This window comes from Luteibacter sp. SVR4-7G (assembly GCF_056755555.1).
Window position 1 is genome coordinate 111986 of sequence record NZ_JBPGXO010000003.1, and the last position, 13833, is coordinate 125818.

A 13833-nucleotide genomic window follows, 5' to 3' on the forward strand; every position below is an offset into this window, starting at 1 on the left:
GGCGCGCTCCTACAACGGAACATCCGTTTTCGCAGGTAAAAAGAAACCCGCCTCTCGGCGCGTCTTTTCGTTTCAGCTCAGCTGGCCGTGGCAGTGCTTGTACTTCTTGCCGGACCCGCAGGGGCAGGGATCGTTGCGTCCCACCTTCGGCCCTTCGCTCAACATCGGCGCCACCGCCTGCGCGGTGTCTACGCCGCCGCGGTCCTGGCCCAGCGCCTGCGCATCGGCGTGCTGGAACTGCAGGCGCTGTGCTTCGGCCATGCGCTGCTGCTCCGCTTCCATCGCGGCGACTTCTTCCTCGCTGCGAATGCGGATGCGGGCGAGCATCTGGACCACTTCGCCCTTGATCCGGTCGAGCATCTCGGCGAACAGTTCGAACGACTCGCGCTTGAACTCCTGCTTGGGCTGCTTCTGCGCGTAGCCGCGCAGGTAGATGCCCTGGCGCAGGTAGTCCATGCTGGCGAGGTGCTCCTTCCAGGCGTTGTCGACCACCGAGAGCATCACGTGCTTCTCGAGCGAGCGCATCGTCTCGGCACCGATCTGGGCTTCCTTCTCGGCGAACAGCGCATCGACCGCTTCGCGAACGTGCTCCAGGATGCTGTCGGCATCCGCGTCCTGCTGTCCCTCGAGCCAGTGCGCCACGTCGAGGCGGAGGTTCAGCTCGCTGGCGAGTTCGCGATCGAGGCCGGCGATGTCCCACTGGTCGTCGATGCTGTCGGCCGGCACGTATTTGCGCACGAGCGCGGTCACGACGTCCTGGCGGATGTCGCCGATCATGTCCGAGATGTCGTCGATCTCGAGCAATTCGTCGCGCTGCGCATAGATCACCTTGCGCTGGTCGTTGGCAACGTCGTCGAATTCCAGCAGGTTCTTGCGGATGTCGAAGTTGTGCTGTTCGACCTTGCGCTGCACCTTCTCGATCTGGCGCGTGATGAGGCGGTCTTCCAGCGCCTCGTCTTCCTTCATGCCGAACATCTGCATCCAGCGGCCGATGCGTTCGCCGCCGAAGATGCGCATGAGGTTGTCCTGCAGCGATAGGTAGAAGCGCGAGGAACCCGGGTCGCCCTGGCGGCCGGAACGGCCGCGCAGCTGGTTGTCGATGCGGCGGGACTCGTGGCGCTCGGTACCGATGATGTGCAGGCCGCCGGCGGCGAGCACCTGCTCGTGGCGCTTCTTCCAGTCGTCGCGCACCTTCTGGCGCTCGGCCTCCGACGCGCCTTCCGGCAGCGCCGCGAGGGCAGCCTCGAGGCTGCCACCGAGCACGATGTCGGTACCGCGGCCGGCCATGTTGGTGGCGATGGTCACCGCGCCCGGCGCACCGGCCTGGGCGACGATGTGGGCTTCGCGCTCGTGCTGCTTCGCGTTGAGCACTTCGTGCGGGATGCCTTCCTTGCGCAGCAGGCCCGAGACCAGCTCCGACACGTCGATGGAGGCGGTACCCACCAGCACCGGCTGCCCGCGTTCGTGGCATGCGCGGATGTCGGCGATCACAGCCTTGTACTTGGCCTCCGGGCCGAGGAAGACCGAATCCGGGTTGTCCACGCGGATCATCGGCTTGTGCGTCGGGATGACGACCACTTCCAGGCCGTACACGGTCTGGAACTCGTAGGCTTCCGTATCGGCCGTGCCGGTCATGCCGGCCAGCTTCTTGTACATGCGGAACAGGTTCTGGAACGTGATCGTGGCGAGGGTCTGGTTCTCGCGCTGGATGGGCACGCCTTCCTTCGCCTCGACCGCCTGGTGCAGGCCGTCCGACCAGCGGCGGCCGGCCAGGGTACGGCCGGTGAACTCGTCCACGATGATGACTTCGCCGTCGCGCACGATGTAGTCGACGTCGCGCTGGTAGATGGCGTTCGCGCGCAGCGCCGCGTTCAGGTGATGCACGACGGCGAGGTTCTTGGAATCGTACAGGCCGCTATCCGGATCGATGACGCCCGCGTCGCGCAGCAGCTGCTCGGCGTGCTCCATGCCCTCTTCGGACATGTGCACCTGCTTCTGCTTCTCGTCGACGAAGTAGTCGCCGGGGCCGTCTTCCTTTTCCTGGCGGGTTAGGTGCGGCACCACCTTGTTCACCGCGATGTACAGCTGCGGGGAATCCTCGGCCGGGCCGGAGATGATCAGCGGTGTGCGCGCCTCGTCGATCAGGATGGAGTCGACCTCGTCGACGATGGCGTAATGCAGGCCGCGCTGATTGCGCTGCTCCTTGCTGAGCGCCATGTTGTCGCGCAGGTAGTCGAAACCGAATTCGTTGTTCGTGCCGTAGGTGATATCCGACTGGTAGGCGCCGCGCTTGTCGGCATGGTCCATGCCCGGGTACACCACGCCGACCGTGAGGCCGAGGAAGTTGTACAGCTTGCCCATCTGCGCGGAGTCGCGCCGTGCCAGGTAATCGTTGACCGTGACGACGTGCACGCCCTTGCCTTCCAGGGCGTTCAGGTAGACCGGGAGCGTGCCGACCAGGGTCTTGCCCTCGCCCGTGCGCATTTCGGCGATACGGCCGGAGTGCAGCACCATGCCGCCGATCAGCTGCACGTCGTAATGACGCATGCCGAGGACGCGCTTCGCCGCTTCGCGGGTGACCGCGAAGGCTTCGGGCAGCAGCTTGTCGAGTGTCTCCCCCGCGGCGAGGCGCTGGCGGAACTCGTCGGTCTTGCCGCGCAAGGCGTCGTCGGAAAGTTTTTCGAATTCCGGCTCGAGGGCATTGATGCGCTTCACCGTCTTGGACAGGTCGCGCAACACACGCTCGTTACGGCTGCCGAAAATACTCGTCAGGGCACGATTGAACATCGATCATCCGGATCTGAAACGAAAAAGGTTGCCGGAAGGCGCGGAGCCGGCCGGCACGAAGGGACGATCATACTACGGGCGCCCCAGGCTTTCCTCGGGGTGGCGGCGCCGCCGGTCCGATTCAAGGGACGTGCCCGTTGGCCAGCGTCCCTCCGCTCAGCGGTGGCTGCGGACGTACGCCAGGGGGTTCACCACGCGATCGCGGTACCAGACCTCGAAATGCACATGGGAGCCCGTGGAACGGCCGGTGGACCCCGCCTTGGCGATGGTGTCGCCGACGCGGACACGCTGCCCGGGCTGCACGACGACGGTGCTGTTATGGGCGTAGCGGGTCATGTATCCGTTGCCATGGTCGATTTCGACGACATTGCCATAGCCGGAACGCTGACCCGCGAAGGTGACCATGCCCTCGGCCACGGCGGTCACCGGCGTACCCTTGGGGGCGGCGATATCGATACCTGTGTGACGGGCGGCGTGGCCGCTGAAAGGGTCTGGACGGCCACCGAAATACGAGGAGATATAGCCGTTCACGGGCATGCCCGTGGGGCGGAGGCTGGACTCGATGCTGCGGTCCATCAGCATGTCGCGCAGGGCCTCGAGTTGGGCCTGCTGGCTGTCGAATTGTCCGGAGAGCCGGTCGATGCTCTCGCTGAGTGACGCCGGCATCGTGTAGGCGGGCACATCGCTGGTGACTTCAGGTCCGCCCTGGCCGGGCTCCTCGTCGAAGTCGAATTCGCCGTCGTCGAGCTTGCCGACCTGGGTCAGCCGCTCTCCGAGTGCATTGAGACGCACGGACTGGGCCTGCAGCTGGCCAAGCTTCACGGCCAGGGCGTCGAGGTCGCGCTGGGCATCGCGCTTGATCTCGGCGACGCGGGCGTCCTGGTCGCCTACCTCCTGCTTGAGATGGCCGATGTCGCCGAGGGCACCGGCCTTGGGCCCTGCCACCGCGAGGGCGACACCTGCACCGATGCCGGCGATACCGAGGAAGCCGGCGAGGCCGATCACCATGACTTTGCAGCGCAGGCGCCGGCACGTCAGGTCGAGCGTTTTCGGCCCTTTCTGGCCACGAGACACGAGTATGATCTGCATGCGTTCCACATCGAATAGTTAAAGCCGGCCCATGCCACCACCGTCCAGCCCGTCCCGCCGTTCCACCAACGGACTGAAGTCCGTCGGGGAAGTCGGGCCCGTCGCGTCGCTGGCCCAACGGGCCCGCGAACTCGACCGCCTGGACCGCCAGCTGCGCGCGACGCTGCCTTCGCCGTTGTGCGACCAGATCCGCTTCGCGGACCTGCGCGACGGCAGGCTCGTCTTCCTTGCGCCCTCGTCGGCCTGGGCCTCGCGGGTGCGCCTGTACCAGGCGCAGATCCTCGAGGCCGCCCGCGCCATCGGCGCGAAAGCCCACTCGGTTGCCGTGAAAGTGGCCCCCCTGCCACCCGAGGAAGTCATCCCCGACCGGCACAAACCGCTTTCCGCCTCGGCCGCCCGCCACCTGCGAGGCGCCGCCGCGTCACTCTCCGACCCCACATTGCGGGATCTGTTCCTTTATTTGGCCTCCCAGGCCGAAAATTCAGATTAATCCTATGGTTACGTCCGTCCCGAACAGTCCGTAAGCACCCACGGACCGATTGAGGTGGCGAACTTTATAGCACGCATGAAGCCGGCGAGCACCGAAAATGCACGTAAATTTCACCCAGCGTGACCGGATTCACGCTGGCGGCGCAGTGGGTGGGGATGGGGAATGGGGAACGCAAAAAGGCCGCGACATGCGCGGCCTCTTCCGTTTCGTGCTGCCTGGGGCGCTTAGACGGCCTGGGCGGGATGGGCGTAGGAGATGGGCGCCTTCGCCGGGTCCTTGAAGCTGACCTCTTCCCACGCGGTGACGTCGGCCATCAGGCTGCGGAGCAGCTTGTTGTTGAGCTCGTGGCCGGATTTATGCGCGGAATACGCGCCGATCAGGCTGTGGCCCAGCATGTAGATGTCGCCGATGGCGTCGAGGATCTTGTGCTTGACGAACTCGTTGTCGTAACGGAGGCCGTCTTCGTTCAGCACGCGGTAGTCGTCGAGCACCACGGCGTTGTCCATCGAACCGCCGAGCGTGAGGTTACGCTCGCGAAGCATTTCGATGTCGCGCATGAAACCGAACGTACGGGCGCGGCTGACTTCCTTGACGAACGACGTGGTCGAGAAATCCATCTCGGCCTGCGAGTTGCGCTTGTTGAACAGCGGGTGGTCGAACTCGACCGAGAAACCCACCTTGAAACCGTCGAACGGCTCGAGCTTGGCCCACTTGTCGCCGTCCTGGACGATAACGGGCTTCTTGATGCGGATGAAGCGCTTGGCTGCGTCCTGTTCCTCGATGCCCGCGGACTGGATCAGGAACACGAAGGGGCCCGCGCTGCCGTCCATGATCGGCACTTCCGGCGCCGACAGGTCGACGTAGGCATTGTCGATGCCGAGACCGGCCATGGCCGAGAGCAGATGCTCGACGGTGGACACGCGGACGTCGCCATTGATCAGCGTGGTGGACAGACGCGTGTCGCCGACGTTCTCCGGACGCGAGTGCAACTCGACCGGCGGATTCAGATCGGTACGGCGGAATACGATGCCCGTATTCGGCGCCGCAGGACGAAGAGTCATGTACACCTTGTCGCCGGTATGGAGACCGACGCCCGTGGCGCGAATGATGTTCTTGAGCGTGCGCTGCTTGATCATGTTGGGCGAAACCTTGTGGCAGCAGCCTTGAGTGTTCGACATGCTAACACAGTCTTAACCTCGGAATAAACAAACCGGACGGTACAGTCTAGCACCCGGCTTCACCATTCCTTCAGCAATAGCCGAGAGCCATTCTCAACGGCTTCCGGATGATTCCTCGCCCTATCAAGCACTTGCAAGTATCTGATATCCCTTGAAGCTTTCCGCAGCGACGCGGAAGCGCCCCGCCGCCCGGACGGGACGGCGGCGGGGAGCCCCGGACGGCCCCGGCTTCGTGCCGGAGCGTCCTCACGTTTTCCTTAACGTGGCTTGCGTGAGTGCCGCTCAGTCGGCCTGGCGGCGCAGGAACGCCGGGATGTCCAGGTAATCGATCGCCGGCTCGGCATTCTTCTGCGGCTGGGCCGGCTCGGAGCGGACGGACGGCGCGACGTCCGTCGCATAGTCGACCACTTCATTGCCCGTGCCCGTGCGCAGCACGACCGGACGCGGACGCTGGCGCATTTCCACATGCTGCTGCACCGGCGCGCGGGCCGGCTGCTTGGCCGACATGCCACGGTTGAGGCCGGTGGCCACCACGGTGACGCGGACGTCGTCCTGCATTTCCGGGTCGAGCGAGGTGCCGATCACCACGGTCGCATCCTCCGAGGCGAAGTCGTGGATCACCCGGCCGATCTCGTCGAATTCGCGCATGGTGAGGTTCGGCCCGGCGGTGACGTTCACCAGGATGCCGCAGGCGCCGGACAGGTTCACGTCCTCGAGCAGCGGGTTGTTGATCGCCGCTTCGGCGGCGGCCTGGGCGCGATCGTCGCCGCGGGCGGTACCCGAGCCCATCATCGCCATGCCCATCTCGCTCATGACTGTGCGGACGTCGGCAAAGTCGACGTTGATCAGGCCCGGGGCCGTGATCAGGTCGGCGATGCCCTGGACCGCGCCCTGGAGCACGTCGTTGGCGGCCTTGAAGGCGTTCAGCAGCGTCACTTCGCGGCCGAGCACCGAGAGCAGCTTCTCGTTCGGCACGGTGATCAGCGAATCCACGTGCTGGGACAGGTCCTCGATGCCCTTGAGCGCTACCTGCATGCGGCGGCGGCCCTCGAACGGGAACGGCTTCGTCACCACCGCGACGGTGAGGATGCCCTTCTCCTTGGCCAGCTGGGCCACCACCGGTGCGGCGCCCGTACCCGTGCCGCCGCCCATGCCGGCGGTGATGAAGACCATGTCCGCGCCTTCGAGCATTTCCTCGATGCGCTCGCGGTCTTCCAGCGCGGCCTGGCGGCCCACTTCCGGATTCGCGCCGGCGCCCAGCCCCTTGGTGACGTTGCCGCCGAGCTGGAGGTGCGTACGCGAGGCGCAGCTCTTCATGGCCTGCGCGTCGGTGTTGGCGACGACGAACTCGACGCCTTCGATGTTGGCATTGACCATGTGTGCCACGGCGTTACCGCCGCCGCCACCCACGCCGATGACCTTGATGACCGCATTCGGTGCCAGTTTTTCGATCAGTTCGAACATTTCCCGTCCTCCGCAGAACTTTTGTTTTATTGGTTTATGTCCCGCGACCGACTCCTGTCGGTCGCGGGTTGCGGGCCTTCCTCTTGCCCCGGCGCCCCCATTCCATCGGGCACCGGCAATCCGGTAAATCAGAAATTCTTGGTGAACCAGCTTCGGAACTTCTCCACGACACTGCCGACGTTGCCGACGGCGGAGCCGGTGTGACGAACACCGCCGCTCGACCTCGAGCCGTGCAGCAGCAGGCCCACGCCGGTCGAGTGCAGTTCGCTGGAGACCACGTCGCCCAGGCCGGACACGTGCTGCGGCACGCCGATGCGGACCATCTTGTGGAAGATCTCCTCGGCCAGCTCCAGCGCGCCTTCCATGCGCGACGCGCCGCCGGTCAGCACGATGCCGGCGGCGACGAGGCTCTCGTAACCCGAGCGGCGCAGTTCGTCCTGCACCATCTCGAAAATCTCCTCGTAGCGCGCCTGCACCGACTGCGCGAGCGCCTGGCGGGCCAGGCGGCGCGGCGGGCGGTCGCCCACGCTGGGGACCTGAATGGTCTCCTCGGCATGCGCGAGCTGCGCCAGCGCGCAGGCGTACTTGATCTTGATCTCCTCGGCATGCGCCGTCGGCGTGTGCACGCCGTAGGCGATGTCGTTGGTGACCTGGTCGCCGCCGACCGGCAGCGATTTCGTGTAGCGGATCGCGCCCTGGGTGTAGATGGCGATGTCGGTCGTGCCGGCGCCGATGTCGACCAGGCACACGCCGAGCTCGAGTTCGTCCTCGGTCAGCACGGCCTTCGCGCTCGCCACCGCGGCGGGCACCAGCTCGTCGACCGAGAGTCCGCAACGCTGGATGCACTTGGAGATGTTCTGTACCGCGCTCGCCGCACCGGTCACGAGGTGCACGCTGGCCTCGAGGCGCACGCCGCTCATGCCCACCGGATGGCGGATGCCGTCCTGGCCGTCGATGCGGTATTCCTGCGACTCCTTGTAGAGCACCTTGCGGTCGGCCGGAATGGCGACCGCGCTGGCTGCCTCCAGCACCTGCTCCAGGTCGGCGGCCATCACCTCGCGGTCGCGGATCGCCGCGGTGCCGTGCGAGTTGCGCGTTTCCAGGTGGCTGCCGGAAATCGAGGCATATACCGAACGGATGTCGCAGCCCGCCATCAGCTCGGCCTCTTCCACCGCGCGCTGGATGGAGTGCACCGTCGATTCGATGTCGACCACCGAGCCGCGCTTCATGCCGCGCGACACGTGGGTACCGATGCCGATGACTTCGATCGGTTCGCCGGGCTCGTATTCGCCGACGATCGCGACGACCTTCGAGGTGCCGATATCGAGGCCGACGACGAGCTGTTTGTCGTTCTTGTTTCTCATGGTTGACTCAGCTTCCGACCTTGGGTGTGGCCGTGGTTTCGGTTTCCGGCCACCGGATGGCGAATCCGTTGGTGTAACGGAGGTCGGCATAGGCGAAACCGCCATGCCGACCGGCGACGAGTTGCGGGTAGACGTCGAGGAAGCGGGCGAGGCGGCGGTCGGCCTGGTCGCGATCGCCGATGACGATCTCGGCGCCGCTGTCCGTGGTGACGCTCCAGCTGCCGCGTTCGCTCAGGGAGACGCCGACGATCGACAGCTGTGCCCTGCCCTCGAAGGCCTTGCGTGCCTGCGCGTAGAAGCTCACCACCTCGGCCAGGCGCGAATCCGGCCCGTTCAGCCGCGGCAGGTCGCCCATCTGGTCGGCGCCCGGCGCATCGAACACGAGGCCCTGGCGGCTGATGAGCTTGTTCTCGTTCCAGCGCGCGAAGGGCTGGCGCTCGTAGACGCGCAGCAGGAGCGTGTCCGGCCAGCGCTTGCGCACTTCCACCGACTCCACCCAGGGCAGCGCGCCGATCGCCCGGCGCACGTCTTCCAGGTCGGTGGCGAAGAAGCCCTTGCCGAGGCGCGGCAGCACGGCGCTGCGGATCTGCTCGGCACTGACGTGCGCGAACTCCGCCTCGACCTTGAGCTGCGTCACGGGCCAGCGGCCCGCGGCGAACCAGCCTTGCATCACGCCGACCACGGGCAATACCACCAAGGTGATGGCGATACCCCAGGCGACGATCCGCGTGGCGGCGGCTCCCTTCATGCCTTCGCGCCCTCCCGCTGCATCGAGGTTTCGAGGATCCGCCAGCACAGCGCCTGGTAATCCAGGCCGGCGGCGGCGGCGGCCTTCGGCACGAGCGAATGCGAGGTCATGCCCGGCGCGGTGTTCACTTCCAGCAGCCAGTTCTTGCCGTGGCGGTCGCGCATCACGTCGACGCGGCCCCAGCCGAAGCAGTCGAGCGTGTCGAAGGCCTGCAGGGCGAGCGCGCGCATCTCGTCTTCCGCCGTGCCGGAGAGCCCGGGAATGATGTACTGCGTGTCTTCCGCGACGTACTTCGCGTTGTAGTCGTAATAGGCGGCGTTCGGCACGATCTTGATCGTGGGCAGCACCTCGCGGCCGAGGATGCCGACGGTGAACTCGCCGCCTTCCGCCGCGTCGCCTTCGATCAGGGTTTCCATCAGCAGGTCGCCGGGATAGCGGCGGGCGAGCTCGATGGCGGCGTCGAGGCCGGCCTCGTCGAACACGCGGGTGATGCCCACGCTCGAGCCTTCCCATGCGGGTTTCACGATCAGCGGGTAGCCGATCTCGCGCGCCGCCGCATGCACGTCGGCACCGCGCGGCAGCGCCTTGAACTTCGGCGTGGGCAGGCCGAGGGCGATCCACACCTGCTTTGCACGCACCTTGTCCAGCGAGAGCGCGGAGCCGAGCACGCCCGAACCGGTGTAGGGCACGCCGAGCGACTGCAGGGCGCCTTGCAGCTCGCCGTTTTCGCCGCCCGCGCCATGCAGGATGTTGAACACGCGCGCGAAGTGTCCCGCGCGCACCGCATCGAGCAGTGCCGGAATGCCGTCGATGGGATGCGCGTCGACGCCACTGGCGCGCAGCGCCTCGAGCACGCCGCGGCCAGAATTCAACGACACCTCGCGTTCGGCCGACTGACCCCCCATGACCACGGCGACGCGGCCGAAGTCGGCGGCGTCGGTCACGGTGCGGGGGAAACGTGTACTGCTCATTACTTCTGGGTCCTCAGGTTGCCGGCACGGGCCAGCTCGATGGCCGCCGCGCCGATGTCGCCGGCACCGAGCAGCAGGATCAGGTCGCCGTCGCGCGCCAGCGCGGGCAGCGTGTCGCGCAGGTCGCGCGGGTGGTCGACGAGCACCGGGTCGGTCTTGCCGCGCGCGCGGATGGCGCGCGCCAGGGCCTTGCCGTCGGCGCCGGGGATGGGTGCTTCGCCGGCCGGGTAGACCTCGGTCAGCACCAGCACGTCCACTTCGGCGAGCACGTTGGCGAAGTCGTCGAGGAGGTCGCGCGTGCGGCTGTAGCGATGCGGCTGGAAAGCCACCACGAGCCGGCGCTCCGGCCAGCCGCCACGCGCCGCGGCGAACACGGCGGCAAGCTCGCGCGGATGGTGGCCGTAGTCGTCCACCAGCAAGGCGCTGCCCGTATCGAGGGCGATCTCGCCACGGCGATGGAAGCGGCGGCCGACGCCCTCGAAGCGGGCCAGCGCATGCGCGATGGCCTCGGCGTCGACGCCGAGCTGCCAGCCCACGGCCGCGGCGGCGAGCGCGTTCTGCACGTTGTGCCGGCCCGGCAGGTTCAAGGTCACCGGCAGCGCCCCGGCCATGCCGGGCAGGCGCAGGTCGAAGTGCATCTGGAAGCCCACCTGGCGTACGTTCGTCGCGGTGACGTCGGCGGACGGATGATCGATGCCGTAGGTGAGCATGCGGCGCGAGGTGTCCTGCGCCAGCTTCGCGGTTTCCTCGTCGTCGATGCACAGCACGGCCATGCCGTAGAACGGCAGGCGATGCAGGAAGTCGCCGAAGGCCTTCTTCACCAGGGCGAAGTCGCCGTGGTAGTTCTCGAGGTGGTCGGCATCGATGTTCGTCACCACCGCGATCACCGGCGACAGCATCAGGAACGAGCCGTCGGATTCGTCGGCTTCGGCCACCAGGTACTGGCCCGTGCCGAGACGTGCATTCGCGCCCGCCGCATTGAGCTGGCCACCGATGACGAAGGTGGGATCGTAGTCGGCTTCCGCGAGCACGCTGGCGACCAGGCTGGTGGTGGTGGTCTTGCCGTGCGTGCCGGCGATGGCGATGCCGCGGCGGAAGCGCATCAGCTCGCCAAGCATCTCCGCGCGCGGCACCACGGGGATGCGGGCGGCGCGCGCGGCCACCAGTTCCGGGTTCTCCGGGCGGATGGCACTCGAGGTCACGATCACGTCGGCGCCGTCCACGTTGGACGCCTCGTGGCCGATATGGACGTCCACGCCCAGCTTCGCGAGGCGCTCGGTGGTCGACGACGACGCGCGGTCGGAACCGGACACGCTGTAACCGAGGTTGCAGAGCACTTCGGCGATGCCGCTCATGCCGACGCCGCCCACGCCGATGAAGTGGACGCGGCGGAACGAGGTCATGAAATCTTCGTGGGCACGCAAACGACCGGGCGTCATGCGGAAACCTCCATGCAATGACGGGCAATCGTTGCTGCGGCGTCGGGTTTGGCCAGCGTGCGGGACGCGTTGGCCGCGGACAGGATCCGTGCGCGGTCGCCCAACAGGTCGTCGAGCATCTTCGCGAGCAGATCCGGCGAATCGTTCTTTGCGAGCACGGCGTCGGCGACGATGCGCGCACCGCCCGCGTCCACCATGGCGCGGGCATTGGCCGTCTGGTGGTCGTCCACCGCGTGCGGGAACGGCACCAGCAAGGCCTCGAGGCCGGCGGCGCAGAGTTCCGCCACGGTGAGCGCACCGGCGCGGCAGACCACGACGTCGGCCCATTCGTAGGCACCGGCCATGTCTTCGATGAAGGGCACGACGCTCGCCGCCACGGCGGCTTCGGTGTACGCGTCGAGGGCTTCCTGCAGACCGCGCTCGCCGGTCTGGTGCACGACTTCGGGCATCGTCGCGCCCGCCGCGGCCATGCGCGACAGCGCGCGCGGCACGGCGAGGTTGAGCGTGCGCGCGCCCAGGCTGCCGCCGAGCACGAGCAGGCGCGGACGGCCGTCGCGCGCGGCGAAGCGTTCCGCCGGCGGCGCCAGCGCGGCGATGCGCGCACGCACCGGATTGCCCACCCACTCGCCGTTCGGCAATACGTTGGGGAAGCCGGTGAGCACCTTTTTCGCGAAAGAGGCCAGCTTGCGGTTGGTGAAGCCGGCGACGGCGTTCTGCTCGTGCACCACCAGCGGAATGCCGGCGAGGCGCGCGGCCACGCCGGCGGGACCGGCAACGTAGCCGCCCATCGAGAGCACGCAGCGCGGGCGCAGGCGGCGCAGCAGTTTCAGCGAGGCGAACAGCGCGCTGGCGAGCATCAACGGCGACAGCAGGCGCGTCTTCATGCCCTTGCCGCGAAGGCCGCCGACCGCCACCGTGTGCAGCTCCAGGCCATGCGCCGGCACGACGCGCGTTTCCATGCCGCCCTCGGCGCCGAGCCATGCCACCGGCACGCCGCGCGAGCGCAGTTCGTCCGCCACCGCGAGGCCCGGGAAGATGTGACCGCCCGTGCCGCCCGCCATGATCAGCACCGGCGCGCTCATGCGATGCCTCCGGCCGCCGCGGCGGAATCCGGGACGGCATTCGCCGGCAGGCGCACGGCGGTCTGCCGCGCGTCTTCGGCACGGTTGATCTCGAACGTCGCGCGCAACAGCACGCCTACCATCGCGCAGGTCATCAGCACCGAGGAGCCGCCCGAGCTGATCAGCGGCAGGGTGAGGCCCTTGGTCGGCAGCACGCCCAGGTTCACGCCGATCGAGACCATGGCCTGGAAGCCGATCATCAGCGAGATGCCGTAGGCCACGTAGCCGGAGAAGCGATGGCCGAGTTCCACGCCTTTCAGGCCGATGTACAGGCCCCGGCCCACTAGCATGATGTAGAGGAAGATCACCAGCATGATGCCGGCGAGGCCGAGCTCCTCGGCCAGCACCGCCAGGATGAAGTCGGTGTGCGCTTCCGGCAGGTAGAACAGCTTCTGCACGCTCGAACCGAGGCCGACGCCGGTCCATTCGCCACGGCCCACCGCAATCAGGGCCTGGGTAAGCTGGAAGCCGTCGTTGAACGGGTCCTTCCACGGATCGAGGAAGGAGGTGAGGCGCTTGATGCGGTAGTCCTCGGCGGTGGCCGCGTAGATCAGCGCGGGTACCAGCGGCGTACCGAGCAGGAGCAGGTTGCGCATGCGCGCGCCGGCCAGCCAGACCATGCCGACCGTGGTCGCGACGACCAGCGCCGCCGAGCCGAAGTCGGGCTGCGCGAGCAGGAGCAGCACGATGAAGCCGGCGACGCCGACGGGCTTCACCACGCCGAACAGTTCGTACTCCACGCCCTCGCGATGGCGCACGAGGTAGCTGGAGAGGTAGGCCACGAGGATCACCTTCACCGCTTCCACCGGCTGGAAGCTGGTGACCAGCAGGTTCACCCAGCGCCGGGCGCCGTTGATGCGCATGCCGAACACCGGGAGGAACACCATCAGCAGCATGATGATGCCGATCAGGAGAAGCAGGAAACTGTGCTTCTCCAGCGTCTTCAGTTCCGTGCGCATGGCGGCGCCGGCCAGGCAGGCGCCCAGCACGAGGAAGACCAGGTGCCGCTTCAGGTAATAGAACGCGCCCTGGTGCGAACCGTCGGCCACGGCGATCGAGCTGGAGGTGACCATCACCACGCCCAGCGCCGCCAGCGCGAGCGCGGCCACGAGCAACGGGAGGTCGAAGCTCCCCCGCGGGCCCTGGCGGCGTTTCGCTTGCTTGTTGCCGATGCCGAACATG

At 67.2% G+C, this 13833-nt stretch carries 11 protein-coding genes; 1 reads left to right on the plus strand and 10 read right to left on the minus strand.

What is annotated here, in order from left to right:
• Window positions 1–72: 72 nt before the first annotated feature.
• Window positions 73–2787, minus strand: a complete 2715-nt coding sequence (gene secA, locus ACR9ZH_RS02185) for a preprotein translocase subunit SecA (protein WP_481289126.1) — start codon at window positions 2785–2787, stop codon at window positions 73–75.
• A 156-nt stretch (window positions 2788–2943) separates the two neighbouring features.
• A complete protein-coding gene (locus ACR9ZH_RS02190; protein ID WP_481289127.1) occupies window positions 2944–3876 on the minus strand; it encodes a M23 family metallopeptidase in 933 nt (310 codons plus the stop codon).
• Window positions 3877–3907: 31 nt separating this feature from the next.
• Here ACR9ZH_RS02190 and ACR9ZH_RS02195 point away from each other — a divergent pair, with 31 nt between their 5' ends.
• Window positions 3908–4366, plus strand: coding sequence for a DciA family protein (locus tag ACR9ZH_RS02195; protein ID WP_481289128.1), 459 nt, complete (start codon window positions 3908–3910; stop codon window positions 4364–4366).
• A gap of 224 nt (window positions 4367–4590) precedes the next feature.
• Here ACR9ZH_RS02195 and lpxC read toward each other — a convergent pair whose 3' ends face one another.
• From lpxC to ftsW, 8 genes are all read right to left on the minus strand, one after another.
• A complete protein-coding gene (gene lpxC / locus ACR9ZH_RS02200; RefSeq protein WP_306850862.1) occupies window positions 4591–5502 on the minus strand; it encodes a UDP-3-O-acyl-N-acetylglucosamine deacetylase in 912 nt (303 codons plus the stop codon).
• 324 nt (window positions 5503–5826) lie between these two features.
• The gene (gene ftsZ / locus ACR9ZH_RS02205; protein WP_481289129.1) at window positions 5827–7008 is read right to left on the minus strand and encodes a cell division protein FtsZ; all 1182 of its coding nucleotides are present in this window, start codon (window positions 7006–7008) and stop codon (window positions 5827–5829) included.
• Between the two features lie 128 nt (window positions 7009–7136).
• The gene (ftsA, locus tag ACR9ZH_RS02210; RefSeq protein ID WP_331545133.1) at window positions 7137–8372 is read right to left on the minus strand and encodes a cell division protein FtsA; all 1236 of its coding nucleotides are present in this window, start codon (window positions 8370–8372) and stop codon (window positions 7137–7139) included.
• Between the two features lie 7 nt (window positions 8373–8379).
• Complete coding sequence (locus ACR9ZH_RS02215; protein ID WP_481289130.1) at window positions 8380–9120, minus strand: cell division protein FtsQ/DivIB; 741 nt, start codon at window positions 9118–9120, stop codon at window positions 8380–8382.
• On the minus strand, window positions 9117–10091 hold the full coding sequence (locus ACR9ZH_RS02220; RefSeq protein WP_481289131.1) for a D-alanine--D-alanine ligase: 975 nt from the start codon (window positions 10089–10091) through the stop codon (window positions 9117–9119). The genes ACR9ZH_RS02215 and ACR9ZH_RS02220 overlap by 4 nt, the downstream gene beginning before the upstream one ends.
• Window positions 10091–11530, minus strand: a complete 1440-nt coding sequence (gene murC, locus ACR9ZH_RS02225) for a UDP-N-acetylmuramate--L-alanine ligase (RefSeq protein WP_481289132.1) — start codon at window positions 11528–11530, stop codon at window positions 10091–10093. The genes ACR9ZH_RS02220 and murC overlap by 1 nt, the downstream gene beginning before the upstream one ends.
• Entirely contained in the window at window positions 11527–12612 is a 1086-nt protein-coding gene (gene murG, locus ACR9ZH_RS02230) for an undecaprenyldiphospho-muramoylpentapeptide beta-N-acetylglucosaminyltransferase (RefSeq protein ID WP_481289133.1), read from the minus strand. Before murG ends, murC begins: the two co-directional genes overlap by 4 nt.
• A complete protein-coding gene (gene ftsW, locus ACR9ZH_RS02235) occupies window positions 12609–13832 on the minus strand; it encodes a putative lipid II flippase FtsW (RefSeq protein ID WP_481289134.1) in 1224 nt (407 codons plus the stop codon). The genes murG and ftsW overlap by 4 nt, the downstream gene beginning before the upstream one ends.
• Window position 13833: the final 1 nt, after the last annotated feature.